We start from the raw sequence: 25,452 nt of genomic DNA on the forward strand, positions 1-25,452 counted from the left end.
ACTATTGGCCGACCTTGAACCGATAGGCGCCTTCGCTCTTGTGCGTGTCGACCGACACCGCGTGCCATTCGACCTTGTATTCGCCGGCGGTCAGCGGCGCCTGCGGGGTGACGATCAAGGTCTTCTTGTCGCCTTCGGTGGTCAACGGCTTGACCGCCACCGGCGCGCCGTCGCGGCTCACCGTGACTTTGGTGAACGCGGCCTCGACGCCTTCGGAAAACTCAAGGCGCAGTTCCGTCGGCGCGGCGACGGTGCTGTCGGCGGCCGGCACCTGGGATTTGAGGTGGGCGTGGGCGAACGCCTGAGAGGCGGTCAGCGATGCCAGCAGGGCGCCGGCGGTCAGCAGGGTTTTCATCGACATGGGCAGTTCCTTTTCAGTGAAGTCGCGGGGCTGAGTATAGAGCGCGCGTCAGTCGGCCTTCAGGCGCATGTGAATGACCGGAAACGGCCGGCCTTCGCCGTCGGTCTCCGAGCGGCCGATGTCTTCGAAACCGTAGTGCCGGTAGAAGCCGTGGGCCTGGGGATTCTGTTCGTTGACGTCGACCTTGAGCCGCGGGCGCCGGACATGGTCGAGCAGGCGACGGCCGATGCCCTGGCCGCGCTGCGCCGGGTCGATGAACAGCATCTGCACGGTGTCCTCATCGGTCGCGATGAAGCCGGCCGGGCTGCGGTCGGGGTTCTCGAACACCCACACGTCCAGGGCCGGCAGGTAGGTGTCGCGCACCAGCGGGAACAGCCGCTGGATGTCGTCTTCGGGCAGGAAGGCGTGGGTGGCGCGCACCGAGCGTTCCCACAGGGCGGCGAGGGCGGGATCGTCTGCAGCGATGCGTTGGCGAATGTTCACGGGCAGGATCCTTCAGCGGATGACGGGGAGAAGGGGGGCGATCCTAAACCAGATGAACCGGCGTGTGTGTGAAGAATCGTGCCTGGCTGTCGCCCGCTGCCCAGAGCGGATGGTAGTCTTCAACAACGTTGTCGACAGGGAGCCCTCATGGGCAATCACAAGATCGGAATCCGCCGCAGTAACGTCGAGAAGATCCTGTTGGCGGCGGAAAAGGTGTTCGCCGAAAAAGGCTTCGGCGGCACGGCCATGGCCGACATCGCCGCCGAAGTGCAACTGCCGCGCTCCAACCTGCATTACTACTTCAGCACCAAGGGCGAGCTGTACAGCGCAGTGCTGCTGGACCTGCTGGACGTGTGGAAGCAGGACGCGCTGTGCTTCGAGATGTTCGACGACCCGCGCGTGGTGCTCAGCAGCTACATCCGCGCCAAGATGAACCACTCGCGCAGCCGCCCCTACGGCTCCAAGGTCTGGGCCAACGAGATCATCCACGGCGCGCCGACCCTGGGCGAGGCGCTGGACGCCAGCCTGTACGACTGGGCAAAGATGAAGGAAGCCAAGATCCGCCAATGGGTGGAGGACAAGCGCATCCTCCCGGTGGAGCCGTCGAGCCTGCTGTACATGATCTGGGCGTCGACCCAGCACTACGCCGACTTCGACCATCAGGTGAACATTCTCAACGAGCACCAGCCGCTGTCGGACATGCAGTTCGAGCGGGCGGTGCAGACGGTGACCGGGGTGATCCTGCGGGGGATCGGGCTGGAGCCCTGAGCCTTTGGTTTTGCGGTGCCGGGGCGGGCCTCATCGCCAGCAGGCTGGCTCCCACAGTTCGCAAGATTCATGCGCACCACCAAAGCCTGTGGGAGCTGGCTTGCCAGCGATGAGGCCATCACAGCCGACATTTCTGTTGCCTGACTCGCCACCATCGCCAGCAGGCTGGCTCCTACAAGGGATCCCGGCTGTCCGCAGCATTCCTGCACACCCCAAAACCTGTGGGAGCTGGCTTGCCAGCGATGAGGCCATCACAGCCGACATTTCTGTTGCCTGACCCGCCACCATCGCCAGCAGGCTGGCTCCTACAAGGGATCCCGGCTGTCCGCAGCATTCCTGCACACCACAAAACCTGTAGGAGCTTGCCTGCAAGCGATGAGGCCGGACCGGTTGGCATCTGCGATGACGCCGGGTCAGGCGCCGCCGTCCTCAAGGGCTGACATGGTACGGATTGCGCGGATCATGGTTCCAGTCCAGGAACGGCTTGCCCGTGTCCACCGGCACCATCTCGATGCAGTCCTGCACCGGGCAGGTGATCTGGCACAGGTTGCAGCCCACGCATTCCTCATCGATCACTTCATAGGTGTGCGTGCCGTCCGCCTGGCGCAGGCTGGCGATGGCCTGGTGCGAGGTGTCTTCGCAGGCGATGTGGCAGCGCCCGCAGCCGATGCACGCCGCTTGGTCGATTTTGGCGATCACCTGGTAGTTGATGTCCAGGTACTTCCAGTCGGTGGTGTTGCCCACCGCCCGCCCGGAAAAGTCCGCGAGGCTGGCGTAGCCCTGACTGTCCATCCAGCGTGACAGCCCGTCCTTCATCTCCTCGACGATGCGGAAGCCGTGCAGCATCGCCGCCGTGCACACCTGCACCGCGCCGCTGCCCAGGGCGATGAACTCCGCCGCGTCGCGCCAGCTGCCGATGCCGCCGATGCCGCAGATCGGCAGCCCGTGGGTCTGCGGATCGCGGGCGATTTCCGCCACCATGTTCAACGCGATCGGTTTGACCGCCGAACCGCAGTAGCCGCCGTGGGTGCTTTTGCTGCCGACGGTGGGCAGGGCGACCATGTGTTCCAGGTCGACGCTGGTGATGGAGTTGATGGTGTTGATCAGCGACACCGCATCGGCGCCGCCCCGGTGCGCGGCGCGGGCGGCGACGCGGATGTCGGTGATGTTGGGCGTCAGCTTGACGATCACCGGCAGCGAGCAGTAGGTCTTGCACCAGCGCGTCACCTGCTCGACGTACTCCGGCACCTGGCCGACCGCCGCGCCCATGCCGCGTTCGGGCATGCCGTGGGGGCAGCCGAAGTTCAGTTCGATGCCGTCGGCGCCGGTGGCCTCCACCAGCGGCAGGATGCGTTTCCACGATTCCTCCACGCACGGCACCATCAGCGAAACGATCAGCGCCCGGTCCGGCCAGTCCTTTTTCACCTGGGTGATTTCCCGCAGGTTGATCTCCAGCGAGCGGTCAGTGATCAGCTCGATGTTGTTGATGCCCAGCACCTCGCGGTTGGCGCCGTAGTGGGCCGAGTAGCGCGAGGACACGTTGACCGCCGCCGGGTCCTCGCCCAGGGTTTTCCAGACCACGCCGCCCCAGCCGGCCTCGAAGGCGCGCACCACGTTGTAGGCCTTGTCGGTCGGCGGCGCAGAGGCGAGCCAGAACGGGTTGGGGGCTTTGATGCCGGCGAAGACAATCGAGAGATCGGCCATTTACGCAGCCTCCACGTTGAGCGTCAGTTGGGCGTTGATGGCTTCGGCGGCCCGTTTGCCGTGCTGCACCGCCTGCACGGTCAGGTCCTGGTCGAGGCTGGTGCAGTCGCCGCCGGCGTAGACGCCGGGGATGCTGGTTTGCAGGTGTTCGTCCACCTGGATCCGCTCGCCCTGGCGCTTGAGCTCGCGGGCCAGCGGGTCGGCGAGGGCGGCGCCGTCGAACGCCTGGCCGATGGCCTTGAAGATCGCGTCGGCGGCCAGCTCGAAGGTTTCGCCGGTGGTCTGCAGGCGGCCCTCCACCAGATGGGTGCGGGCGAAGCGCATGCCGCGCACGTGGCCTTGCTCGTCCAGCAGCACTTCGTCCGGCTGGGCCCAGGTCAGCAGCCGCACCTGGTTGGCCTTGGCGATGTCCTGTTCGTGGCCGGTGGCGCCCATGTCCGCGGCGCCGCGGCGGTACACCAGGTTGACGTCGCGGGCGCCGAGGCGGGCCATCTGCACGGCCATGTCGATGGCGGTGTTACCGGCGCCCAGCACGATGCAGCGCTCGGCCAGGGGCAGTTGCGTAAGGTCGTCAGCCTGGCGCAGTTCGCGGATGTAGTCGGTGGCGGCGAGCAGGCCGGGGGCGTCCTCGTGGGGCAGGCCGAGCTGCTTGCTGGCGTTGAGGCCGAGGCCGAGGAACACCGCGTCGAACTGCTGGTGCAGTTCGCTGAGGGTGAGGTTGTCGCCGAGCCGCTGGCCGTGGCGGATTTCGATGCCGCCGATCTGCAGCAGGAACGCCAGTTCCTTCTGTGCGTAGTCGTCCACCAGCTTGTACTTGGCGATCCCGTATTCGTTGAGTCCGCCGGCCTTCTCCCGGGCCTCGAAGATCACCACGTCGTGGCCGTGCATGGCGCTGCGGTGGGCGCAGGACAACCCGGCGGGGCCGGCACCGATCACGGCGATGCGCTTGCCGGTGCTGGCCGCCCGCCGGAACGGGTGTTCGGTGAAGTGCGCATTGTCCACGGCGTAGCGCTGCAGCAGGCCGATCAGCACCGGCGCGCACTCGTGGGCGTTGTTGCGCACGCAGGCCTGCTGGCAGAGGATTTCGGTCGGGCACACCCGCGCGCAACTGCCGCCGAGGATGTTGGCCGACAGGATCTTCTGCGCGGCGCCGGGCACGTTGTCCTGGTGGATGTTGCGGATGAACGAGGGGATGTCGATCTCGCTCGGGCACGCGTTGACGCATGGGGCGTCGTAGCAGTACAGGCAGCGCGAGGCTTCCAGGTGCGCCTGGCGGTCGTTGAGCGGCGGCGCCAGGTCGGTGAAGTGGCCGGCGAGGGCGGTCGCGCTTTCGTGCGGGTGCGGGAGGTGGTTCAGGGACTCGATCACGGTTGTGTGCCTCATGGTGATTTGAGGTTTTCTGCCTCTGTCGGGCAGTGGTTTTGTGGTGCTTGAAAGGGCCCCATCGCTGGCAAGCCAGCTCCCACAGGTTCTTGGGTGGACACAATCGTTGTGTGCGACTGCAATCACTGTGGGAGCTGGCTTGCCGGCGATAGGCCGAAGGCCGCTTTCAGCGCTTTACGGCGGTGGGCTTGTGCTGCTCGGCCCGCTTGCTCAGCAGGTCGAACACCGCCGGGTACGCCGGCCGTTCGATGTAGCGCCCGGCTCCGCGCTCGGCGCGCAGGTCGCCGTCGGCCCAGACCACCCGGCCCTGGCTGATGGTGTGGCTGGGCACGCCGCGCACGGTCTTGCCTTCGAAGATGTTGAAGTCCACCTGCTGGTGGTGGGTCTTGGCGGAGATGGTGCGCGTGCCTTCGGGATCCCACAGCACCAGGTCGGCATCGGCGCCGACCCGGATCGCGCCCTTGCGCGGGTAGAGGTTGAAGATCTTGGCGGTGTGGGTGGAGGTGAGGGCGACGAAGGCCTGCATCGACAGGCGCCCGGTGTTCACCCCTTCGTCCCACAGCACCGCCATGCGGTCTTCGATGCCGGCGGTGCCGTTGGGGATCTTGCTGAAGTCGTCGCGCCCGGCGGCTTTCTGCTCGGCGCAGAAGCAGCAGTGGTCGGTGGCGGTGGTGTGCAGGTTGCCCGATTGCAGGCCGTGCCACAGCGCTTCCTGGTGCCCGCGCGGGCGGAACGGCGGGCTCATCACGTAGCCGGCGGCGGTCTGCCAGTCCGGGTGGCGGTAGACGCTGTCGTCCAGCAGCAGGTGCCCGGCCAGCACTTCGCCGTAGACCGGCTGGCCCTTGCCGCGGGCATAGGTGATTTCGTCCAGCGCTTCCTGGGTCGAGACGTGCACCAGGTACAGCGGCGTGCCGAGGGTCTCGGCGATGCGGATGGCCCGGCTCGCGGCTTCGCCTTCGACCTGGGAAGGGCGCGACAGCGGATGCGCCTCCGGACCGGTGATGCCCTGGGCCAGCAGCTTGCGTTGCAGGTGATAGACCAGTTCGCCGTTCTCCGCGTGCACGGTGGGCACGGCGCCGAGTTCCAGGCAGCGTTCGAAGCTCGCCACCAGGGTGTCGTCGGCGGCCATGATCGCGTTCTTGTAGGCCATGAAATGCTTGAAGCTGTTGACCCCGTGGTGGTGCACCAGCTCGGCCATTTCCTCGCGCACCTGCTCGCTCCACCAGGTGATCGCGACGTGGAAGCCGTAGTCGGACGCGGACTTTTGCGCCCAGCCGCGCCACTGGTGGAAGGCTTCGAGCAGCGATTGCTGCGGGTTGGGGATCACGAAGTCGATGATCGACGTGGTGCCGCCGGCCAGCCCCGCCGCCGTGCCGCTGTAGAAGTCCTCGCTGGCCACGGTGCCCATGAAGGGCAGTTGCATGTGGGTGTGCGGATCGATGCCGCCGGGCATCAGGTATTGCCCGCTGCCGTCGAGCACTTCGGCGCCGGCCGGAACATCGAGGTGTTCACCGATGGCCTTGATCACGCCGTCGGCGCAATACACATCGGCGCGGTAACTTTCATCATGGGTGACAACGGTGGCGCCACGGATCAACAGAGACATTCCGGATTCCTCGCAGGCATGACCGGCTTGTGCCGGCTCTAGGTGTTTTTATCGTTGGCCAGCGCTGATCGGATTAATCTTGTCAGGGCTGTCAGGAATAGACGCTAGTCGCAGATTCTGGATTGGGCAAGATTATTTTTCATAAGCTTATTAGCTAATTAACTTGTTGATTTAAAAGGATAAAAAATGAAAATCACCAAAATGGTGAGGCCCTTCACCATTTTGACGCGCTTGACAGGATGAAAATATGGTCAAGATTTCCTATGTGAAATCAGCCGCTTGAAACCGGGCGGAAAGCGATGCGCCATAACGAAAATAAATGTGATGCACCAAGTTGAGTCCTGACAGTTCGGACAACTTGCCCGGCATTCGGCCTGAGTGCCCGGACAACTTTCCATGGACTTGCCGAACAAAAAATAAAACTGATGGACATCAGTGGCTTGACCCGTTGCAAAGGCACCGCCCGACCGTCATGCGCAGAACCCGGCACGCAATTTGATGCCGCCGCTGACGCCTTGGCCGGTGCGTGAACGTTGTCGATTCCTCCGGCCATCGTGCGGCCCGCACCTTCGTGCGCAGCCGCCTGATGAGCAAAAAATAATCAGAAGAACAGTGGAGCGGCCATGCAACAGAACAGATCGCAAGTGACCGAGCGCGACGGCTTGTTCGAACTCGAAGCCGGCAGCGACGTCCTCGACAGTCCCCGTTACAACCACGACATGGCACCCACCCGGGTGCGCGAACGCACCTGGAACAAATGGCACATCACCGCGCTGTGGATCGGCATGTCGATCTGCGTGCCGACCTATACCCTGGGCGGCGTACTGACCGCCTATTTCGGGCTGACGGTGGGCGAGGCGCTGCTGGCGATCCTCTTGGCCAACGTCATCGTGCTCATTCCCCTGACCCTCAACGCCTTCGCCGGCACGAAGTACGGCATTCCGTTCCCGGTGCTGCTGCGCTCGTCGTTCGGGATCCTCGGCTCCAACGTGCCGTGCCTGATTCGGGCGCTGGTGGCGTGCGGCTGGTTCGGCATCCAGACGATGTTCGGCGGGCTGGCGATCCACCTGTTTCTCGGCTCGGTCTTCGAGGGTTGGAAGTCCCTAGGCGGCACGGGGGAAGTGATCGGCTTCATGGTGTTCTGGGCGCTCAACCTGTGGGTGGTGATCCGCGGCGCCGAGTCGATCAAGTGGCTGGAGACCCTGTCCGCGCCGCTGCTGGTGGCGGTGGGGCTGGGGCTGTTGGTGTGGGCGATGCCCAACGTGTCGATGACGGAATTGCTGGCCATCCCGCCGAAACGCCCCGAGGGCGCGAGCGTGGTCGGTTACTTCGCGGCGGGCCTGACGGCGATGGTCGGCTTCTGGGCCACGCTGTCGCTGAACATCCCCGACTTCAGCCGCTACGCCAAAAGCCAGAAGGATCAGATCCTGGGGCAGATCTTCGGCCTGCCGCTGACCATGTTCCTGTTCGCCGCGCTGGGCGTGGTGATGACCGCCGCCTCGGTGAAACTGGTGGGGGTGACCGTGTCCGACCCGGTCAGCCTGATCGGCCACATCCAGAGTCCTGTGTGGGTCGCGGTGGCCATGGCGCTGATCATCATCGCCACCCTGTCGACCAACACCGCCGCCAACATCGTCTCGCCCACCAACGACTTCCAGAACATCGCCCCGCGGGTCATCGACCGTACCAAGGCGGTGCTGCTGACCGGCCTGGTGGGACTGCTGCTGATGGGCCATGAACTGCTCAAGAAACTCGGCCTGATCGTGTCCGACGTCAGCCTGGAGACCGTGTACTCGAACTGGCTGCTGGGTTACTCCAGCCTGCTGGGGCCCATCGCCGGAATCATGGTGGTGGACTATTTCCTGATCAAGAAGCAGCGGCTGGACCTGGCCGGCCTGTACCGCGACGACGTGTACCCGGCCTGGAACGCGGCGGGGTTCATCGCCTTCGGCGTGCCGGTGGCGCTGACCCTGCTGTCGCTGGGCAGCGATGCCTTCAACTGGTTCTACAGCTATGGCTGGTTCACCGGCTCGGCGTTGGGCGGGTTGATCTACTACGGGCTGTGCGTGTTGCGCACGCAGCCTGCGGCCGTGAAATCGGCGGTGTAGCGGCCGGCCCCTTTGCGGGCAAGCCCGCTCCCACGGTTTCATTTGCGCCACTGAACCCTGTGGGAGCGGGCTTGCCCGCGAAGAGGCCCTATGCAGCACCGCCGAAATACCAGAATGCTACTCATAGGAACTGCCTGAGGAGACCCCCATGAACGCAGCCGTCGACGTCCTGCAATCGACCCTTCAGCACATCAACCGCGACCGCCTGTGGCAGTCGCTCATGGAACTGGCCAAGCTCGGCGCCACGGTCAAGGGCGGCGTCTGTCGCCTGGCCCTGACCGACCTCGACCGCCAGGCCCGCGACCTGTTCGTGCAGTGGTGCCAGGAGGCCGGCTGCAGCGTCAGCGTCGACGAAGTCGGCAACATCTTCGCCCGGCGTCCGGGCCGCAACCCGGACCTGCCGCCGGTGATGACCGGCAGCCACATCGACACCCAGCCCACCGGCGGCAAGTTCGACGGCTGCTTCGGCGTGCTGGCCGGCGTCGAAGTGCTGCGCACCCTCAACGACCTCGGCGTGGAGACCGAAGCGCCGCTGGAAGTGGTGGTGTGGACCAACGAAGAAGGCTCGCGCTTCGCCCCGTGCATGATGGGCTCCGGGGTGTTCGCGGAAAAATTCACCCTGGCCGAAACCCTGGCCAAGGTCGACGCCGACGGCATCACGGTCGGCGAGGCGCTCAACGCCATCGGCTATGCCGGGCCGCGCAAGGTCAGCGGCCACCGGGTCGGCGCCTATTTCGAGGCGCACATCGAGCAGGGGCCGATCCTTGAGGATGAACGCAAGACCATCGGCGTGGTGCTCGGCGCGCTGGGGCAGAAGTGGTTCGACCTCAAGCTGCGCGGCGTCGAGGCCCACGCCGGGCCGACCCCGATGCACCTGCGCAAGGACGCCCTGGTCGGCGCCTCGGTGATCGTCGGCGCGGTCAACCGCGCCGCCCTCGGCCACCAGCCCCACGCCTGCGGCACGGTCGGCTGCCTGCAGGCCTATCCCGGTTCGCGCAACGTGATCCCCGGCGAGGTGCGCATGACCCTGGACTTCCGGCACCTGGAGCCGGCCCGCCTGGACTCGATGATCGCCGAGGTGAAGCAGGTCATCGACACCACGTGCGAGGAACACGGCTTGACCTATGAGCTGACCCCGACCGCCGACTTCCCGCCGCTGTACTTCGAAAAGGGCTGCGTCGACGCCGTGCGCAGCGCGGCCAAGGGTCTGGGCCTGTCGCACATGGACATCGTCAGCGGCGCCGGCCACGACGCGATCTTCCTCGCCGAACTGGGCCCGGCCGGGATGATCTTCGTGCCGTGCGAGGGCGGCATCAGCCACAACGAAATCGAGAACGCCGCACCGGACGACCTGGCGGCGGGCTGCGCCGTGCTGCTGCGGGCGATGCTGGCGGCTTCGGCGGCGGTGGCCGGGAGGCAGCAGGCGGCCTGAGTCCGACGCCGCAGGCAGCGGGGCCCGGTCGGCCCCGCTGACACAATTCGGACTTGCGAAATCATCGGCTCTGTCACATTTGCGTCATGAAACTGTGCGAATTTGCCCTGCCTGAAACATGAAGTAACAGGTATTCAAGGGCGCTAATGCGCTGTTTCAAAACGGAAAATGGATGCTAAGGAAGAGTGATGTCGATGTTTTGTCAGCTTATGGATAAGTCTGAAAGCGGTGGCTGCGGGTGCAAGATTCCGTCCAGCGTACTGACGAAAATTCTGTCTGAGACCGCTGCCGCGAATACGGTCACAGACGACAAGGTGGTTTTGGGGTTCGAGTCTTCGGACGATTGCGCCGTCTATGACGTCGGCGACAAGTACCTGCTGTTCACCACTGATTTTTTCTCCCCCATCGTCAATGATCCCTATGTCTTCGGCCAACTGGCCGCCAGCAATGCGGTGAGCGACATTTTCGCCTCGGGGGGAACGCCGCTGATCGCCAACTCGATCATGGCGTTCGACCCCGAGCAGGTTCCGGTGGAGCAGGTCACCCAGATGATTCTGGGGGCTCAGTCGGTGATGAACGCGTTCAATGTCAGCATCGTCGGTGGCCACACGATCAAGAACAGCCAGCCGCTGTACGGTTTTTCGATCATCGGCGAAGTGGAAAAGGACCGGCTGAAGAAAAACAACACGGCCAAGGACGGGGACCTGTTGGTCATGACCCGGCCGATCGGCGTAGGCGTGCTGGCCAACGCCTTGAAGGATGGAATCATCGACCAGTCGGACATCGACGCACCGACGTTGGCACGCATCACCGCCGACAACCGGTTCGGCCGCACACTGAGCGCCAGTGCGCAGGTCAGCAGCCTGACCGACATCACCGGCTTCGGCTTGATCGGCCATATCAGCGAAGTGGTCGGGCTGGGCCGGCTCGATGTCACGCTCGACTCGGGTGCCATCCGTTTCTACGACCAGGCCGAGTCCCTCGCGGTGGCGGTGACGTCTGCCGGCAGCGGAATCTTTTCCAACATCAAGAAGTACGCCCAGCACGTGGAATACCAGGCCGAGCTGACGCTGGCGCAGAAGTTTCTCCTGCACGATCCGCAGACCAACGGAGGCTTGCTGTTCACGGTGTCCGAGGAGTGCCTTGAGTCCCAACGTGACGCATGGCGGCAACTATGCCCCGATCTGCAGGTGATCGGGCGCGTGACGCAAGGGACGGGCAAGATCAGGGTCTGCTGAAATGGTTGCCGTGACGATCTACCCGGTGATGGCCGGCGTGGGCGTGATGGCCGGTTTCATGTCGGGGCTGTTCGGCATCGGCGGGGGCATCATCGTGACGCCTTTGCTGGTGCTGGCCTATCCGATGCTGGCCGGTCATAAGCTGCCGATCGAGGTGGTGACGGGATTGTCCTCCGCCCAGGGCTTCTTCTCTTCTTTGGTTTCGTTCGCGCTGCATCGGGCGCGGTTCGAGCCGGACTGGCGGGTGATCAGGAGTTTCGCCGTTCCGATGGCGGTCGCCAATTTCTTCGCCTCGATCCACGCCGACGCGTTCAACGAGAATTTCATCCTGTTCGTGTTCGGGCTGCTGGGGTTGCTGTCGCTGCTGGTCACCTACCTGTTCCGCCGGCCGGTGGCGCTCCTGTGCGATCACCAGGCCTGGTCCTTGCCGCTGACCGGCGTGGTGCTGGGGGTGTTGTGCGGCTTGGTCGGGCAAGGGGGCGGGTTCATTTACCTGCCGGTGCTGGTCAGCCTGTTCGGTCTGCCGATCAAACAGGCGATCTCGACCTCTGCACTCATCGGCATCATCGGCGCCAGCGGCGCGCTGCTTGGGCGCGTGGGCACGGCCACGGACTTTCTGGGCTACACCGGCGAGCTGGTGGCGGGCATCGTGCTGGGCGGCTTTCTCGGCGCGGGGCTCTCCCATCGGCTGGACGCCAGGCACCTCAAGCAAGCCCTGAATGCGTTCGTGCTGCTGTGCTCGCTGCAGCTCATGGCGCGCCTGTTGGTTTGAGTTCGCCTTCTGCGGACAACCTCCCGGATGACATGAAACCTGTTGGTTCGAGTCCGCCCTTTGCGGACAACATCCTGAATGACATGAAACAGAAAACTGGAAGTGTTCGATATGGATATTGCAATGGATACCGTTTATGCCGACGTCTGCGGTTCGGCACCAGTCTCGGCACAGGTCAGCGACATGCTGCAGGCCTTGTTTTCGGCGCGTCAGTGCGCCAACCCCAACGCCAACCACGCCCTTGGCGTCCAATTGCTTGAACGGGTGGAATGCGCGCGGGGAAGCATCGCCGGCCTGCTGAACGTCGATACCGATTCCCTGATATTCAACAGCGGTTCCAGCGAAGGGTGTGCGCAGGTCTTTCATGACTTCTTTGAGCGCTTCAAGCACGAACGTCCGGTGGTGCTGTACTCGGCCATCGAACATGCCTGCACCCTGCAGAACATTCGGCGCTACAGCCAGGACGGTCTGTGCGCCGCCGCGATCGAGCATCACATCAACGGACTGCTCGATACCACGCATCTGCAGCAATTGCTGGACGCCCATGCCGGACGGCCGACGCTGGTCTGCGTCATGGCCGTGCACAACGAAACCGGCGTGATTCAGCCGATCCAAGAGATCGCCCGTCAGGTCAAGGCTCAGGGCGGGCTGTTGTTTTCGGACATGACGCAGGCCATCGGCAAGATCCCGGTGAACCTGCACGAGTCGGGTGTGGACTTCGCCATCGCCTCCGGCCACAAGTTCGGTGCGTTGCCGGGGGCTGGCTTTCTGTACGCCAGAAACCGATACGGATTGTCACCCTTGATCGCGGGCGGCGGGCAAGAGGGCGGTTTGCGCGGCGGCACCCAGAACTACCCGGGCATTCTGTCCATCGAAACGGCCTTGTCGGAGAAGCATCTCAAGTTCGGCGCCGCCAGTGCCGAGGCGCAGCAGGCGCGTGAAGCCTTTGAGCGCGAACTGCAATCGATGGTCGGCGAGTCGGTCGTGATCGGCCAGCAGGCGTCTCGGGTTCCCTGCGTCAGCTTCATCGCCTTGCCGGGCATCAACACCCGGAAGCTGCAATGGGCGTTGAATGCCCAGGGCATCTACATCACCGGCGGCTCGGCGTGCTCCGACAAGAAGCTCAGCCTGTCCGGCACGGTCATGCGTTTGGGCTACCCAGAGCGGATGGCCGCCAGCACCGTGCGCATCTCCATCGCGGAAGAGCATTGCCGGGCCGCGTACGCCAAGATCCTCCAAGGCATCGTCCGGGCGTTGGATCTCCCCGCGGCCGGCCTGAGCCCTCGGCAGGCGGCACTCGCCTGATGCGGGTGGTCACGTCAGGTTCGGCGTACCTGGACATCGACGCCTATGCCTGCTGCATCGCTTACGCCGAGCTCTTGAACGGCCTGGGCGTCGCCGCCCGGGCCGTGAGCAGCGCGCCGCCCAATGCGAGCGTTTGCGCCACGGTGCTTGGCTGGGAGGCCGGCCTGGACGATTACCGGCCGCAAGCGGACGATGCGTTCGTGCTGGTGGATGTCTCCGATCCCCACCACGTTGACCCGTGGGTGGCGTTGGAGCGGGTGGAGGAGGTCATCGACCATCATCCGGGCCACGAAACCTATTGGGCCGGCAGGTTAGGGCCTGCGGCCGACATCCGTCCCGTCGGCGCAGCGGCGACCCAGGTCTTCGAACGCTGGGAGGCGAGCGGGCTGCTGTCCCGGATCCGTCCCTCCAGTGCGGCGTTGCTGGCCACGGCCATCCTCGACAATACCCTGAACCTCACCGGGCAAATGACGACGGCGCTAGACGTTCGCGCGTATGACGTGCTCGCCCGCCAGGCCGGTCTGCCGGCGGATTGGCCCGAGCGGTATTTCCTGGAGTGCCAGGCGGCGATCGAAAGGGAGCTTTGCGCATCGTTGGAAAAGGATCTGAAACGGATGAAGCCCGACAGCGGACTGCCGGCGCTGTTCGCGCAAATGACCGTGTGGGATGCCGGGGCTCTGGTTGCCCGGCACCGCGCAGAGATCAGCGGCTGGCTGACGGGGCAGGGCGAGGACTGGTTGCTGAATGTCATCGGCATCCGGGAAGGCGAGAGCCGCTTTCTTGCGGATCCGCCGATCAGCCAGGACAAGGTCAGCCGCCTGGTTGCGCTTGACTGGCACGCCGGGCAAGCCGTTCTGCAACCGTCGATCCTGCGCAAGGAGCTGCTGCGGCTGGGGCTCTCAGCGAAATGTCGAGTCTCGTGTCACAAGCCGCGAGGCTGAATCGTCATCCCGTTGAATCCCTCAAGCACGGAGCAACGCGATGCCGTCCAACACTCAAGCGGTCAACCTGCAACACGCCATGCCCCAGGTCTTCGACAGCCTGGCCCAGGTGCATGTCAGCCTCGGCGCGCACGACCTCGCGCCGTCGCTGGTGCACCTGGTTCACTTGCGCGCCTCGCAGATCAACCAATGCGGTTTCTGCGTGAAGATGCACAGCCGCGAAGCGCGGGAGGCCCAGGAAAGCAACGAACGCCTGGACCGCCTGATCGTCTGGCGCCATGTCAGCGATTTCAGCGCCGCCGAGCGTGCGGCGCTGGCGTGGACCGAGGCGCTGACCGTCCTCGACCCGCACACTGACTACGCCCCTTTGCGCAGCGCCCTGCGCGAGCATTTCAACGACGGGCAGATCGCTGCCTTGACGGGGGAGATCGGCATGATCAACCTGTGGAACCGTTTGCAGGTGTCGAGGCACTGACCGATGAATCCCGCTGAGGACAGCGTCGCCGTCTTTCAGGAACGGCGGCCGTTTCTGCTCGGCCTGGCCTACCGCATCCTCGGCTCCCGTGCGGAGGCCGAGGATGCGGTCCAGGATCTGTTCATCAAATGGCTGGAGGCCGACCGGGCCTCCATCGCCACCCCGGCGGCCTGGCTGACCACCGCCTGCACCCGCCACTGCATCGATGCGCTGCGTTCGGCGCAGCGCTCGCGGGTCGACTACATCGGCACCTGGTTGCCGGAGCCGATCCATACCACCCACCACGCGTCCCCTGAGCACATGCATGAGTTGGCCTCGTCGCTGTCCACGGCGTTTCTGCTGATGCTTGAGCGGTTGAGCCCGAAGGAGCGTGCGGCCTATTTGCTCTACGACATCTTCGACTTCGACTATGCGCAGGTCGCCGCGACCTTGGGTATCCAGGAGCCGGCCTGCCGCAAACTGGTGTCCCGCGCCAAGGCGCGGATCGGCGACGGGCAGGGCCGCTACCGGCCGGAGCCCGAACGCCAGTCGCAACTGCTCGATGCCTTTCAGGCCGCCATCGCCGGCGGCTCGACCGTGTCGCTCAGCGCGCTGTTGAGCGAAGACGTCGAGCTGTGCGCCGACAGCGGCGGCAAAGCGTCGGCGATCCGCCAGACCCTGTTCGGCAAACGGGATGTGCTGGATTTCGTCGGGCAGTCGCTGCATGCCTACTGGCAGGCGCAGGAATGGCTGCCGGTGCAGATCAACGGGGCAAAGGGCGTGCTGATCAAGGCGCAAGGCGAAGTCACGGCGGCCATGACGTTCGGCTTCGACGGGGGCGGGCGGGTGAACCGGATCTACATCATGCGCAACCCCGACAAACTGGCGGGGCTCGGGAAAGGTTTCAGCGTCATTTGACCTGTGGGAGCGAGCCTGCCCGCGAGGGTGAACCGAGTCACGGATCACCCTCGCGGGCAGGCTCGCTCCACAGTCATTCGACCTTATCGGTGTGGCCGGCCGACTGCTTGCGCCGATCCTTGCCGTTGGGGTTGCCGGTGTCCAGCAACCGTCGTTCGATCATCACGGTCTGCAGCGCCAGGCGTTCGGCCGGCGCCATCTGGTGCTCGCGTTTCTTGAGCTCCAGCAGGATCGGGGTGGACCAGGTGCGGTAGACCTGTTCGGCGGTGTTGTCGCTCGTCATCTGTCTCTCCTTGATCAGGTGCTTGCGGGTCGCTGAGTCGTTAACGTTAGTCGAGAATTCCTTGCGGGGCTAACGACCGGACGGGCGGAGCGGGGCATGCCTCGCCCGCACGTTCCGGGACGGGCGCGGTCACAACCTTCACATCCCCGAACCTGTGGAGGGCCGATGAGCCGAGATGTCCTGATCAGCGAAACCAACCGTCGCCAGTTGCAGCAGATCATTGCGGGCCTGTCCGACGGCGTGATCCTGATGGAGCCCGACCGGCGCATCCGCTGGGCCAACGAAGCGGCGCTGGCGATGCATGGCGTCGACCGCGTCGAGGCGTTGGGCAAGGACGCCGACGACTATGCCGGGCGGTTCAGCCTGCGCTACCGCAACAACCATCCCTTGACCCCTGAGCAATACCCGCTCAACCGGGTGGCGGCGGGCGAGTCGTTCAGCGATGTGCTGGTGGAGGCCAGAGCCGCCGGCGACGATGAGCGCACCTGGGTGCACAGCGTGCGCAGCCTGGTGCTGACCGACCGTGACGGCGAGCCCGAGTCGCTGGTGCTGATCATGAGCGACATCACCGATTGGGCCAACGCCGAGCAGCGCTTCGAGAAGACCTTCAATGCCAACCCGGCGCCGGCGGTGATCTGCCGGCTCAGCGACCTGCGCTACATCAAGGTCAATCCGGGCTTCCTGGAAATGACCGGCTACAGCCGCGACCAGGTGATCGGCGCATCCACCTACGAACTCGACATCCTGGAACAGGCCGAACGCAAGGACCTGGCGATCCAGCGTCTGCGCGAGGTGGCGACCATCCCGCAGATGCAGGCCGAGCTGCGCCTGCCCGACGGCGGCAGCAAGCAGGTGATCGTGGCCGGCCAGCCGCTGCAGCTCAACGATGAGGACTGCATGCTGTTTTCCTTCGTCGACATGGAGCTGCGGCGCAAGGCCGAATTGGCGCTGCGCGAGAGCGAAGAGCGGTTTGCCAAGGCCTTTCGCCTGACGCCGGTGCCGATCCTGGTGTGCAGCGCCGACGAGCAGCGGGTGATCGATGTCAACCAGGCGTTCCTCGATGCCTTGGCCTATGGCGACGACGAGGTGATCGGCAAAACCGTTGCGCAACTGGACTTCATCGCCGACCCGGCCAGCCGTGCGCGGCTGATGACGGCCCTGGAGAAGGCCGGCCGGGTCGACCGCGTCGAAGTGCAGGTGCGCAAGAAGGACGCCGAGCTGCTGGAGTGCGCGGTGTCCGCCGACACCGTCAACATCCACGACCGGCCCTGCTACCTGCTGGTGCTGATGGACATCACCGAGCGCAAGCGCACCGAGCTGGAACTGGTTGCGGCGATCGAGGAGGTGATGAAGGACGCCTCATGGTTCAGCCGCACGCTGATCGAGAAACTGGCCAATGTGAAGAAGATCAACGCACCGCAGTTGCCGGGCGTTGCGTTCACCGACCTCACGGCCCGGGAGCGCGATGTGCTGGGGCTGATCTGCGAAGGCCTGGCCGACAAGGAGATCGCCGCGCGGCTGAAGCTGGCGCCGAACACGGTGCGCAACCATGTGGCGACGGTGTATTCCAAGCTCGACGTGCACAGCCGCAGCGAGGCCATCGTCTGGGCACGGGAGCGGGGGCTGTTTTCCGCCGGGTGGGGCAGCCGGGGCCAGCGGTAAGGTGCAAATGCACTAGTGGAGGCGGTGCAAATTCGGGTTCTTGCTGGCCGGGGCGGTTCTTAAGCTGGCGGGGCGCCCATCGTGTGCGCCCCTGAGAACCGCTGAAGGATCCGCTCCATGAACCATTCGCCTTTCACTGCCGCAAGCTCCGCGCACAGGCACTTGCGATGATGACGCTGGCCCAGTTGCGGGCCCGGCTCGAACACAGTTTTTCGCCCTTGGCCTGCGCCTGCACGGTGGACGGCGAGCATTCGCTGACGGTGAAGCTCTATCACCCGGTCTCCGGGCAAGTGGATCTGGTGATCAGCGGCTTGAGCGTCGATGCCTTGCGCACGCCCGAGGCGATGGAGGCGCTGGTCGAGGAGCTGCGTTACGAGTTGCAGTGCAATTCCCTGAACCCATCGAACCCGGGGCTGGCCTGACGCGGAATCGACAGCCCGCCCGGCTGCGCAGCGCCGTTTCACTGGCGCTCGCGAGTGGCTGAGCTATAAAGAATGAGTGGTGGGTTTCCCGTGGCCGGGTGGATCAACGCGCAGCGGCGGGAACTGAGTCATCCATTCATCGCGGGCCAACCTATGAACAGACTTGGGAAACGCGTGCTTGAACCCTTGCCGTGGATATTCGCCATGGCCCTTCTCGGCGGCTGCGCCAGTCCGCCGCCGCCTCCACCGGCCGTACCGCCGCCAGAGCCGGTACGTACCTGCCAGACCCTGGAAAACACCGACGTGTCCGGCGACATGTACGCCGACGGCCAAGTGACCCGACACACCACCACGACCCGCTGCGTCACCCAGTGACATTGCGGTGAGCAGGGATCCTGCGGACACCCGGAATTCCTGTAGGAGCCAGCCTGCTTGCGGTGACGGTGGGCCAGCCACCAGAGATGTCGGCAGTGCCGGCCTCATCGCTGGCAAGCCAGCTCCCACAGTGTCTGTGCAGAACACTGCATTTGCGAACGACTCGGTACCTGTGGGAGCTGCGGTGCGACGATTCGACTTGCCAGCGATGGCGGTGGGTCAGGCAGCAGTGATGTCGGCCGAACCGGCGCCATCGCTTGCAGGCAAGCGCCTACAGGTTTGGTGGTGTGCAGGGATCAGGACAGGAAACCGCCGTCCACATTCAGCGAGACGCCGGTGGTGTAGCTCGACGCGTCGCTGGCCAGGTACAGCACGGCGCCGGCCATTTCGCTCGGGTCGGCCACGCGCTTGAGCGGGATCTGCGCCAGGGCGGTCTTCAGGATGGCGTCGTTCTTGACCAGCGCCGAGGCGAACTTGGTGTCGGTCAGGCCCGGCAGCAGGGCGTTGCAGCGGATGCCGAACTGCGCGCATTCCTTGGCGAACACCTTGGTCATGTTGATCACGGCAGCCTTGGTCACCGAGTAGATGCCCTGGAAGATGCCCGGCGAAACGCCGTTGATCGAGGCGACGTTGATGATGCTGCCGCCGCCGTTCTCGCGCATCAGCTTGCCGGCTTCCACGGACATGAAGAAGTAGCCGCGGATGTTCACGTCCACGGTCTTCTGGAAGGCGCCGAGGTCAGTGTCCAGCACGTTGCAGAACTGCGGGTTGGTCGCCGCGTTGTTGACCAGGATGTCCAGGCGTCCGAACTGTTCCTTGATCCCGGCGAACACCTGGCTGATCTGCTCCATCTCGCCGATGTGGCAGGCGATGGCGGTGGCCTTGCCGCCGGCGGCGATGATCGCGTCGGCGACGTGCTGGCAGCCTTCGAGCTTGCGGCTCGAGACGATCACGTGGGCGCCTTGCTGGGCCAGCAGTCTGGCGATGGCTTCACCGATGCCGCGGCTGGCGCCGGAGACGAAAGCGATCTTGCCGTCGAGGTCGAACAACTGAGTCTTGGACATGGGGTTTCCTTGGGCAATGGGGCTCGGGCGTTGAGTTCAGAGGCTGGATTTCGAAATGACCTGCAAGCTCATCTGCTCCAGCAGCTTGTTCATGTGAATGAACTGAGCGAAGCGTTTGTCCTGGGTCTGGCCGTGATAGAAGCGGTAGTAGATCTGCTGCACGATGCCGGCCAGGCGGAACAGGCCGTAGGTGTAGTAGAAGTCGAAATTGTCGATGGCGATCCCGGCGCGCTCGGCGTAGTAGTCGACGAATTCGCGGCGGGTCAGCATGCCCGGCGCGTGGCTCGGCTGGCGGCGCATCAGTTGCACCGGCGCGGGGTCGTCGGCCTGAATCCAGTAGGCGAGGGTGTTGCCCAGGTCCATCAGCGGATCGCCCAGGGTGGTCAGCTCCCAGTCCAGTACGCCGATGATCTGCATCGGGTTGTCCGGGTCGAGGATCACGTTGTCGAAGCGGTAGTCGTTGTGGACGATGCTGGAGGTCGGGTGGTCGGCCGGCATCTTGTCGTTGAGCCAGGCCTTGACCGCTTCCCAGTGCGGCGCGTCCGGGGTCAGGGCCTTCTCGTAACGCTCGCTCCAGCCCTTGATCTGGCGGGCGACGTAGCCTTCCGGCTTGCCCAGGTCGGCCAGGCCGCAGGCCTTGTAGTCGACCCGGTGCAGCTCGACGAACTTGTCGATGAAGCTCTTGCACAGGGCTTCGGTCTTCTGTGCATCCAGGCCCAGCTCAGGCGGCAGGTCGGAGCGCAGGATGATGCCCTTGACCCGTTCCATCACGTAGAACTCGGCGCCCATCACCGATTCGTCGGTGCAGTGCACATAGGCCTTGGGGCAGTACGGGAAACCGTCGCGCAGCTGGTTGAGGATGCGGAATTCGCGGCCCATGTCGTGGGCGGACCTGGCCTTGTGGCCGAAGGGCGGACGGCGCAGGACGAATTCCTGCTCCGGGTACTCCAGAAGGTAAGTCAGGTTCGATGCGCCACCGGGGAACTGACTGATCCGCGGAGTGCCGGTCAGGCCCGGAATGTGCGCCTTCAGGTACGGGTCGATCAGGCCGGCGTCGAGTTCTTCGCCGGAGCGGATGCGGGTGGACTGGTCAGTAAGCGCCATGCTTATCCCTTCTGCTTATTTTGGAGGCCAGACATCATTGGCTAATCTAATGGCGTGCCGGACGGGTCACAAGGGCGCGCCGGTCTTATAGGTTAGCGTGTTGGCGGATAATCACCCTCGGGAATGTGCGCCCGGCGGCGCGGCAGGCTAAGGTTTAGCGGGTCAGCGGCTTTGGGCAAGGAGCTTTGAGATGGGCTGTCCGCAAGTCTGTGCCGGCGCCACGCTGCAATGCAGTTTCGGCGCCGCGCCGTCAGCGCTCAACGTGCTGCCGGTCAACCGCACGCTGACCGGCGGGATGCCGGCGGCGAACATCATGGATCACATACCGCTGGTCAACATCCTGCCGTTCGGCACGTGCATGAGCATGGCCAACCCGATGGTGGCCGCCGCCACGGCGGCGGCGCTGGGGGTGCTGACGCCGATGCCGTGCATTCCCGCCACCGCCACGCCGTGGATCCCCGGCGGCGCGCCGACCCTGCTGCTGGGCGGCATGCCGGCCATCGACGCCAACAGCACGCTGATGTGCAACTGGGCGGGGGTGATCAAGATCGCGATGCCGGGGCAGGTGCAGATGCTCATTCCCTGAGGCCCGTCCTGGCGACCGTTGCCCTCAAGCCTGCTGCGGATCGGTCCAGCGCCTGAACCACCAGCGCACCCGCGAGATCGGCTTGCCGTCGGCGTCCAGCGGCCGGCCGTCATCGGCGAACGCCTGTTCCGGTTCCACCAGTTGCCCGTTCAGGTAGCGCGCCTGAACCGCCGGTTTGCCGTTGGGGTGGAACCGCTGATAGCGCCCCTCCCGCACGCCGTCGCGGTAGAACTCGGCCTCGGCCAATTGCCCGTCGGGAAAGAAGTTCGACGCCTCGCCGTGCAGCAAGCCGCGCCGGTAAGCGGCCTTGCGCTGCAGCCAGCCTTCGGGGGCGTAGAAACTGGCGACCCCTTGCAGCTTGTCGCGCACGAACGGCAACTGCGCCGAGACCTTGCCGTTGGGGTGATAGAGCAGGGACGTGCCTTGCAGCTCGCCCTGGCTGTAGTTGAGGCTTGCCTGGGCCCGGCCGTCGTCCTTGATCTGCAACGCACCGTCGAGCTGGCCGTCCTGTAGACGGCCCTTGAGGTGCTTGTCGTCCTGCTGCACATCCAGCGGTGTGATCGCCATGCCTTGCCCCCCCCGTCAGTTGACCTGCACCAGCCCGCCCTTGATGGTCAGCATGCCGCCGCCGTCCACGGTCTGCGACGCGGCGCCCTTGTTGGTCAGGCTGATGCCGGCGTCGTTGGTCAGCGTAGTCCCTGCCTTGTTGTCCAGCGAGGTGCCGGCCTGGTTGGCCAGTGACGTACCGGCCTTCTGGCTGATCGACGTGCTCGCCTGAACCGCCAGGTTCGCGCCGCTCTTGATCGTGAAACTGCCGCCGCTCTGCAGGGTGAGGGTGCCGCTGACCTTGATGGTCAGGTTGCCGTCCACCGTCAGGCTGTAGTCGCCGGTGACCTTGTCGGTGTAGTTGCCGCCGGTGCTGTGGTTCTGGTCGGCGCCGACCTTCACGGTGCGGCTGTCCTTCACGTCGAGCGAGTCGCTGCCGGTCTGGATGGTCACGCTGCGCTTGCCCTTTTCCAGGGTCACGGTTTCGTCGCCGTCCTTGACCGTGCGGGTGCGGGCGTTCTGCACCGTGAGGGTCTCGTCGTGGCCGACGGTGGCGGTGGTGTCGTTGAGCACGTTGACCTTCAGGTCCTTCTGCGCTTGCAGGAACACTTCCTCGGCGTCTTTCTTGTCCTCGAAGCGCAGCTCGTTGAAACCGCCGCCGCCCTTGGACGACTGGGTCTTGATGCCCGACTGGGTCTGGTTGGCGGGCAGGGCGTAGGGCAGGGCGTTGTCGCCGTTGTACACGCAGCCGGTCACCAGCGGCCGGTCCGGATCGCCGTCGATGAAGGTCACGATCACCTCCTGGCCGATGCGCGGCACGAACTGCATGCCGAAGCCCTTGCCGCTCCAGGGCAGCACCACCCGCACCCAGCAGGAGCTGGTCTCGTCGTTCTTGCCGTCGCGGTCCCAGGGGAACTGCACCTTGATCCGCCCGTACTCGTCGGTCCAGATCTCCTCGCCGGACTTGCCCACCACCACGGCGGTCTGCGGGTGCATGCGCGGTTTCGCCGTGAGCCGCTGCGGGCGGAACGGCGTGGCCTTGGGGATCGCCTCGAAGCGGTTGCGGTAGTCGAGATGGCTGGCGTCGTGGACGACCCGCGTCACCACCCAATCGACGTTCAGGCTCTCGTCGTCGTGGCCGTCGAGGGTGAACCAGTGCCCCGGCACCAGCCAGCGGCAGTCGCTCTCGCCGACGAAGCGTTTTTCCTCGCTGCGCAGGCCGTCGACCCGCAGCTTGGTCAGCGCGTCGCCACGGGCCTTGGCGTTGTAGCCGCCCGGGTGCTCGTACACCGAACGCGGCCCGGCCACCGCCTCGGCCTGGCCGTAGAGCGAAGTGGTGGGTGTGGTGAATTCATAATCGGTCGCCCGGTACACCCCGGCCACGGCCTGCACGCACACCTGGCCTGTGCGGATGCCGTGCAGCTCACGCTCGCCCAGTTGCTGGCCCAGGTACTTGACCTTCGGCCCGTTGGGGATCTGCACGAAGGCGTCGTTGCTGTCGCCCAGCACCAGGGTGTGTTTGCCGTCGTCGTGGGTGAAGAACCAGAAGATCCCTTCTTCCTCGAGCAGGCGCGACACGAAGGCGAAGTCGGTCTCGCCGTACTGCACGCAATACTCGCGGGGCGTGTAGCTGCCGGTCAGCGAGAGCTTGAAGTCGCTGAACCCGTGGGCGTTGAAGATCGTGGTGACGATGTCCGAGGTGCTGAGGTTCTGGAACACCCGGTTGTTGCTGGCCAGGTTCAGCCACCACAGCCACGGGCGCAGCAGCAGTTGATAGCGCTCGGCGGTGGCGTCGGCCGGCAACTGGCGGATCTCGGCCACCAGCCCGTCGAACGGCCGGCTCTGCGCATCGTTGTGCAGGGTGGTGGTGACATGGGTGGCGACGGCGCTGCTCAGGGTGAGGGCGGCGCCGTCGTTGAGGCCGTTGAGGATCTGCGAGCCCAGCGCGTTGAGCGCTTCGTCGCCGGACAGCGACTCAGGGAATAGCGCCGAGAGTGAGCCGGCGGTCAGGGAGAGGCTGCTGTTGCTGTCGGTGGAGCGGGGCATCGAAGGGCCTCGGCGGATTAGTGGGGCGGGTTCACATCGAAGCCGGTCGCCTTGATCGTCTTGTCGTCGCCCAGGGTGAAGAACTGCGACGGATCGGTCGGCGAAGCGTAGAAGTTGCCGCAGATCAGGCAACAGCCCGGCCATCGGACGATGTGGCCGAAGGTGTCGGGCAGATGGACGGCGGCGATGACGGTTCCCTGGCGCATCAGATCCGCCCCGTATTCGGCGATGCCGGTGGCGAAGGTGGTGAGCCAGATGTCGCAGGCTTTGAGGGCCACGGCGGGCTGATGCTTGTACTGACGCATCTTGCCGCCCAGTTCCCTGTGCAGCAGCGCCCATTCCCCGGAGTGGTAAATCTGTGGGGGCAGGTGCGATTCGGTCCCGTATCCGGGGTCGATCAGGATGATGTTCAAGTCCACCTGATGTTCGATGCAGTACGTGAGCAGGGTGTCCGGGCATTGTTGGCGCTTCACGGAGGCCAGGCTGCCGTGGCCGTTGTCGTAGCTGCCCACGCCGATGAACGTGATTTCGTTTGCGTTGGCCTGCGCGGCGGCCACATACAGAAACCGCTGCAGGGCGCCGAGGACTTCCTGATCGACCACGCTGTCCTGCGCCGGCAGGATCATGATGTTGAAGGTGGTTTCCTTCTGCAGGTTGTAGTGTTCAAGCTTGAGGTCGAGCACCAGCGACTTGTTTAAATAGGCGACCTTGATGCGTTCATCCGCAGGGAGCGCCAAATTGGGGAACGCCTTGTTCCAGGCCATGACGACCAACTGTCGGACGGTGTCGTCCGCGGTCACGTCGAGCGTGAGGATCTTGCCGCCGTTGACCTTCGCGAAAATTTGCATCTTTCACTCCCTATGCCGGAAATGACGCGGGACAGCCTGTCCGTCGACGGTGCCGGGTCACCACTGGGCGTCGGCGGCATGCGCCGCGACATCGGCGCAATTGCTGTTGGCCGCACCATTGAACAATGCCTGGACGTAGGCGCCGAACTCCGCTTCACGCACGTTGGTCGGGCGGTTGCCTGCACCGTCGGCGATGCCGCGGGTATCGTCCGCCGGCAAATCGACGCGCACTTCGAACGCTCTGAGCATCCACGGCTGGAAACGGCCGATCCAGGCGGCGCAAAAGGCGCAAGTCCTTTTCAGGCCGCCGACCCTGACCCTGCCGGTCTTGCGGTGCATCAGGTCATGGGTGTGGGCATACGCCAGCATCCGCATCAGCTTGAGCTCGGCATGCACGGTCGAGCTGTCGTCGAGCAGATTGATGGCATGGATGCCGTTGTAATTCACCGAGTAATGGAAGGCGGTGGCCGCGGGCCGGTTCAGCCCCGCCAGCGCCGGAGCCCCGGTGAACTTCTTGAGGAACCAGGCCAGCGTCCGCAGCGGGCCAGCCGCCGGCAGGACGGCTGTGACGATCAGCGCCCTGGCCTGAGCGATCTCGCCTGCCGTCAGCACCGGCACATGGCCCAGGCTGGCGGCGGCGTAGGTCAGGGTGATCTCCTCCTGGTCGCTGAACTCGCCGTGGTATGACCTGCCGGCGACCGCTGTCCGGGTGACGAAAGGAATGGTCAGCAACCACCGGCTGTAGCGCAGGCAGTTGATGAACGTTTCATGGTTGGAAACCCCGAAGGCCCGGAAATAACTGGCGATGGCGGCGTGTTCGCCATGATTGCCCGCAATGTACAGCGACTCGCGAAACTGCATGCATTGCACTTCTTCGATGGCGGTGCCCGCTCCCGCCCCGAGGTCGGCGCCCCAGCCCCGCAGGCACGCCGCGCGGGCGATGATGGTGGAGAACAGGGTGAGGTCCTTGGCGGTGTAGTCCGGCATGGGCATGGTGCGGCAACTCCTTGCGCTGAACAGTGAGATCCTTTGCGGTTGACGGC

25 protein-coding genes are annotated in these 25,452 nt (G+C 64.9%); 13 read left to right on the plus strand and 12 right to left on the minus strand.

What is annotated here, in order from left to right:
- Nucleotide 1: 1 nt before the first annotated feature.
- Both copC and KVG96_RS08055 read right to left on the minus strand, forming a co-directional pair.
- Complete coding sequence (copC, locus tag KVG96_RS08050; RefSeq protein ID WP_217891525.1) at nucleotides 2–361, minus strand: copper homeostasis periplasmic binding protein CopC; 360 nt, start codon at nucleotides 359–361, stop codon at nucleotides 2–4.
- A 48-nt stretch (nucleotides 362–409) separates the two neighbouring features.
- Nucleotides 410–844, minus strand: coding sequence for a GNAT family N-acetyltransferase (locus KVG96_RS08055; protein WP_217891526.1), 435 nt, complete (start codon nucleotides 842–844; stop codon nucleotides 410–412).
- Nucleotides 845–991: 147 nt separating this feature from the next.
- Here KVG96_RS08055 and KVG96_RS08060 point away from each other — a divergent pair, with 147 nt between their 5' ends.
- Nucleotides 992–1,612, plus strand: a complete 621-nt coding sequence (locus KVG96_RS08060; protein ID WP_085583427.1) for a TetR/AcrR family transcriptional regulator — start codon at nucleotides 992–994, stop codon at nucleotides 1,610–1,612.
- A gap of 429 nt (nucleotides 1,613–2,041) precedes the next feature.
- Here KVG96_RS08060 and preA read toward each other — a convergent pair whose 3' ends face one another.
- The 3 genes from preA to hydA form a co-directional block, all read right to left on the minus strand.
- Nucleotides 2,042–3,316 carry an NAD-dependent dihydropyrimidine dehydrogenase subunit PreA gene (gene preA, locus KVG96_RS08065; protein ID WP_217891527.1) on the minus strand — a complete coding sequence of 425 codons (1,275 nt, stop codon included), beginning with the start codon at nucleotides 3,314–3,316 and terminating at the stop codon, nucleotides 2,042–2,044.
- Nucleotides 3,317–4,684 (minus strand): NAD(P)-dependent oxidoreductase, encoded by a 1,368-nt coding sequence (locus tag KVG96_RS08070; RefSeq protein ID WP_217891528.1) that lies wholly within the window; start codon nucleotides 4,682–4,684, stop codon nucleotides 3,317–3,319.
- Nucleotides 4,685–4,865: 181 nt separating this feature from the next.
- Nucleotides 4,866–6,305 (minus strand): dihydropyrimidinase, encoded by a 1,440-nt coding sequence (gene hydA, locus KVG96_RS08075; RefSeq protein ID WP_217891529.1) that lies wholly within the window; start codon nucleotides 6,303–6,305, stop codon nucleotides 4,866–4,868.
- Between the two features lie 623 nt (nucleotides 6,306–6,928).
- Between hydA and KVG96_RS08080 the strand changes: the two genes are divergently transcribed.
- From KVG96_RS08080 to sigJ, 8 genes are all read left to right on the plus strand, one after another.
- Entirely contained in the window at nucleotides 6,929–8,413 is a 1,485-nt protein-coding gene (locus KVG96_RS08080; protein WP_217891530.1) for an NCS1 family nucleobase:cation symporter-1, read from the plus strand.
- 148 nt (nucleotides 8,414–8,561) lie between these two features.
- A complete protein-coding gene (locus KVG96_RS08085; protein ID WP_217891531.1) occupies nucleotides 8,562–9,845 on the plus strand; it encodes a Zn-dependent hydrolase in 1,284 nt (427 codons plus the stop codon).
- Nucleotides 9,846–10,033: 188 nt separating this feature from the next.
- Nucleotides 10,034–11,083 carry a selenide, water dikinase SelD gene (gene selD, locus KVG96_RS08090; protein WP_217891532.1) on the plus strand — a complete coding sequence of 350 codons (1,050 nt, stop codon included), beginning with the start codon at nucleotides 10,034–10,036 and terminating at the stop codon, nucleotides 11,081–11,083.
- A gap of 1 nt (nucleotide 11,084) precedes the next feature.
- On the plus strand, nucleotides 11,085–11,855 hold the full coding sequence (locus KVG96_RS08095; protein WP_217891533.1) for a sulfite exporter TauE/SafE family protein: 771 nt from the start codon (nucleotides 11,085–11,087) through the stop codon (nucleotides 11,853–11,855).
- Nucleotides 11,856–11,978: 123 nt separating this feature from the next.
- Complete coding sequence (locus tag KVG96_RS08100) at nucleotides 11,979–13,160, plus strand: cysteine desulfurase family protein (RefSeq protein WP_225927228.1); 1,182 nt, start codon at nucleotides 11,979–11,981, stop codon at nucleotides 13,158–13,160.
- Entirely contained in the window at nucleotides 13,160–14,101 is a 942-nt protein-coding gene (locus tag KVG96_RS08105; protein ID WP_217891535.1) for a DHH family phosphoesterase, read from the plus strand. The genes KVG96_RS08100 and KVG96_RS08105 overlap by 1 nt, the downstream gene beginning before the upstream one ends.
- Before the next feature lie 40 nt (nucleotides 14,102–14,141).
- Complete coding sequence (locus KVG96_RS08110; RefSeq protein ID WP_217891536.1) at nucleotides 14,142–14,576, plus strand: carboxymuconolactone decarboxylase family protein; 435 nt, start codon at nucleotides 14,142–14,144, stop codon at nucleotides 14,574–14,576.
- A 3-nt stretch (nucleotides 14,577–14,579) separates the two neighbouring features.
- Nucleotides 14,580–15,473 (plus strand): RNA polymerase sigma factor SigJ, encoded by an 894-nt coding sequence (gene sigJ, locus KVG96_RS08115; protein WP_217891537.1) that lies wholly within the window; start codon nucleotides 14,580–14,582, stop codon nucleotides 15,471–15,473.
- 73 nt (nucleotides 15,474–15,546) lie between these two features.
- Here the strand turns inward: sigJ and KVG96_RS08120 are convergent, their stop codons facing one another.
- Nucleotides 15,547–15,756 (minus strand): hypothetical protein, encoded by a 210-nt coding sequence (locus KVG96_RS08120; protein ID WP_217891538.1) that lies wholly within the window; start codon nucleotides 15,754–15,756, stop codon nucleotides 15,547–15,549.
- A 165-nt stretch (nucleotides 15,757–15,921) separates the two neighbouring features.
- Between KVG96_RS08120 and KVG96_RS08125 the strand changes: the two genes are divergently transcribed.
- The 3 genes from KVG96_RS08125 to KVG96_RS08135 all read left to right on the plus strand — a co-directional run bounded on the left by KVG96_RS08125 (nucleotide 15,922) and on the right by KVG96_RS08135 (nucleotide 18,215).
- A complete protein-coding gene (locus KVG96_RS08125) occupies nucleotides 15,922–17,418 on the plus strand; it encodes a helix-turn-helix transcriptional regulator (protein ID WP_217891539.1) in 1,497 nt (498 codons plus the stop codon).
- Between the two features lie 167 nt (nucleotides 17,419–17,585).
- Nucleotides 17,586–17,840 carry a DUF1652 domain-containing protein gene (locus tag KVG96_RS08130; protein WP_217891540.1) on the plus strand — a complete coding sequence of 85 codons (255 nt, stop codon included), beginning with the start codon at nucleotides 17,586–17,588 and terminating at the stop codon, nucleotides 17,838–17,840.
- A gap of 204 nt (nucleotides 17,841–18,044) precedes the next feature.
- Nucleotides 18,045–18,215 carry a hypothetical protein gene (locus KVG96_RS08135; protein WP_217891541.1) on the plus strand — a complete coding sequence of 57 codons (171 nt, stop codon included), beginning with the start codon at nucleotides 18,045–18,047 and terminating at the stop codon, nucleotides 18,213–18,215.
- Nucleotides 18,216–18,511: 296 nt separating this feature from the next.
- Here KVG96_RS08135 and KVG96_RS08140 read toward each other — a convergent pair whose 3' ends face one another.
- Complete coding sequence (locus KVG96_RS08140) at nucleotides 18,512–19,279, minus strand: SDR family oxidoreductase (RefSeq protein ID WP_217891542.1); 768 nt, start codon at nucleotides 19,277–19,279, stop codon at nucleotides 18,512–18,514.
- 36 nt (nucleotides 19,280–19,315) lie between these two features.
- Nucleotides 19,316–20,383, minus strand: coding sequence for a phosphotransferase family protein (locus KVG96_RS08145; RefSeq protein ID WP_217891543.1), 1,068 nt, complete (start codon nucleotides 20,381–20,383; stop codon nucleotides 19,316–19,318).
- Nucleotides 20,384–20,573: 190 nt separating this feature from the next.
- On the opposite strand from KVG96_RS08145, the gene KVG96_RS08150 reads away from it, so the two are divergent.
- Nucleotides 20,574–20,969, plus strand: a complete 396-nt coding sequence (locus KVG96_RS08150) for a DUF4280 domain-containing protein (RefSeq protein WP_085656565.1) — start codon at nucleotides 20,574–20,576, stop codon at nucleotides 20,967–20,969.
- A 24-nt stretch (nucleotides 20,970–20,993) separates the two neighbouring features.
- Here the strand turns inward: KVG96_RS08150 and KVG96_RS08155 are convergent, their stop codons facing one another.
- Genes KVG96_RS08155 through KVG96_RS08170 form a run of 4 tightly spaced genes read right to left on the minus strand, consistent with a single transcriptional unit; the run spans nucleotide 20,994 to nucleotide 25,402 of the window.
- Nucleotides 20,994–21,536 (minus strand): toxin-antitoxin system YwqK family antitoxin, encoded by a 543-nt coding sequence (locus KVG96_RS08155; RefSeq protein ID WP_217891544.1) that lies wholly within the window; start codon nucleotides 21,534–21,536, stop codon nucleotides 20,994–20,996.
- A gap of 15 nt (nucleotides 21,537–21,551) precedes the next feature.
- Complete coding sequence (locus KVG96_RS08160) at nucleotides 21,552–23,561, minus strand: type VI secretion system Vgr family protein (protein WP_217891545.1); 2,010 nt, start codon at nucleotides 23,559–23,561, stop codon at nucleotides 21,552–21,554.
- A gap of 17 nt (nucleotides 23,562–23,578) precedes the next feature.
- Nucleotides 23,579–24,409, minus strand: coding sequence for a ubiquitin domain-containing protein (locus KVG96_RS08165; RefSeq protein ID WP_217891546.1), 831 nt, complete (start codon nucleotides 24,407–24,409; stop codon nucleotides 23,579–23,581).
- Nucleotides 24,410–24,466: 57 nt separating this feature from the next.
- The gene (locus KVG96_RS08170; protein WP_217891547.1) at nucleotides 24,467–25,402 is read right to left on the minus strand and encodes a hypothetical protein; all 936 of its coding nucleotides are present in this window, start codon (nucleotides 25,400–25,402) and stop codon (nucleotides 24,467–24,469) included.
- Between the last annotated feature and the right edge of the window lie 50 nt (nucleotides 25,403–25,452).

This window comes from Pseudomonas ekonensis, from assembly GCF_019145435.1.
GTDB classification, from domain to species: domain Bacteria; phylum Pseudomonadota; class Gammaproteobacteria; order Pseudomonadales; family Pseudomonadaceae; genus Aquipseudomonas; species Aquipseudomonas ekonensis.

Coding starts and splice junctions, on each gene's coding strand:
- copC (WP_217891525.1), bottom strand. CDS start 361: ATGTCGATGAAAACCCTGCTGACCGCCGGCGCCCTGCTGGCATCGCTG.
- KVG96_RS08060 (WP_085583427.1), top strand. CDS start 992: ATGGGCAATCACAAGATCGGAATCCGCCGCAGTAACGTCGAGAAGATC.
- preA (WP_217891527.1), bottom strand. CDS start 3,316: ATGGCCGATCTCTCGATTGTCTTCGCCGGCATCAAAGCCCCCAACCCG.
- hydA (WP_217891529.1), bottom strand. CDS start 6,305: ATGTCTCTGTTGATCCGTGGCGCCACCGTTGTCACCCATGATGAAAGT.
- KVG96_RS08080 (WP_217891530.1), top strand. CDS start 6,929: ATGCAACAGAACAGATCGCAAGTGACCGAGCGCGACGGCTTGTTCGAA.
- KVG96_RS08085 (WP_217891531.1), top strand. CDS start 8,562: ATGAACGCAGCCGTCGACGTCCTGCAATCGACCCTTCAGCACATCAAC.
- selD (WP_217891532.1), top strand. CDS start 10,034: ATGTCGATGTTTTGTCAGCTTATGGATAAGTCTGAAAGCGGTGGCTGC.
- KVG96_RS08095 (WP_217891533.1), top strand. CDS start 11,085: ATGGTTGCCGTGACGATCTACCCGGTGATGGCCGGCGTGGGCGTGATG.
- KVG96_RS08100 (WP_225927228.1), top strand. CDS start 11,979: ATGGATACCGTTTATGCCGACGTCTGCGGTTCGGCACCAGTCTCGGCA.
- KVG96_RS08105 (WP_217891535.1), top strand. CDS start 13,160: ATGCGGGTGGTCACGTCAGGTTCGGCGTACCTGGACATCGACGCCTAT.
- KVG96_RS08110 (WP_217891536.1), top strand. CDS start 14,142: ATGCCGTCCAACACTCAAGCGGTCAACCTGCAACACGCCATGCCCCAG.
- sigJ (WP_217891537.1), top strand. CDS start 14,580: ATGAATCCCGCTGAGGACAGCGTCGCCGTCTTTCAGGAACGGCGGCCG.
- KVG96_RS08120 (WP_217891538.1), bottom strand. CDS start 15,756: ATGACGAGCGACAACACCGCCGAACAGGTCTACCGCACCTGGTCCACC.
- KVG96_RS08125 (WP_217891539.1), top strand. CDS start 15,922: ATGAGCCGAGATGTCCTGATCAGCGAAACCAACCGTCGCCAGTTGCAG.
- KVG96_RS08130 (WP_217891540.1), top strand. CDS start 17,586: ATGATGACGCTGGCCCAGTTGCGGGCCCGGCTCGAACACAGTTTTTCG.
- KVG96_RS08135 (WP_217891541.1), top strand. CDS start 18,045: ATGGCCCTTCTCGGCGGCTGCGCCAGTCCGCCGCCGCCTCCACCGGCC.
- KVG96_RS08140 (WP_217891542.1), bottom strand. CDS start 19,279: ATGTCCAAGACTCAGTTGTTCGACCTCGACGGCAAGATCGCTTTCGTC.
- KVG96_RS08145 (WP_217891543.1), bottom strand. CDS start 20,383: ATGGCGCTTACTGACCAGTCCACCCGCATCCGCTCCGGCGAAGAACTC.
- KVG96_RS08150 (WP_085656565.1), top strand. CDS start 20,574: ATGGGCTGTCCGCAAGTCTGTGCCGGCGCCACGCTGCAATGCAGTTTC.
- KVG96_RS08155 (WP_217891544.1), bottom strand. CDS start 21,536: ATGGCGATCACACCGCTGGATGTGCAGCAGGACGACAAGCACCTCAAG.
- KVG96_RS08160 (WP_217891545.1), bottom strand. CDS start 23,561: ATGCCCCGCTCCACCGACAGCAACAGCAGCCTCTCCCTGACCGCCGGC.
- KVG96_RS08165 (WP_217891546.1), bottom strand. CDS start 24,409: ATGCAAATTTTCGCGAAGGTCAACGGCGGCAAGATCCTCACGCTCGAC.
- KVG96_RS08170 (WP_217891547.1), bottom strand. CDS start 25,402: ATGCCCATGCCGGACTACACCGCCAAGGACCTCACCCTGTTCTCCACC.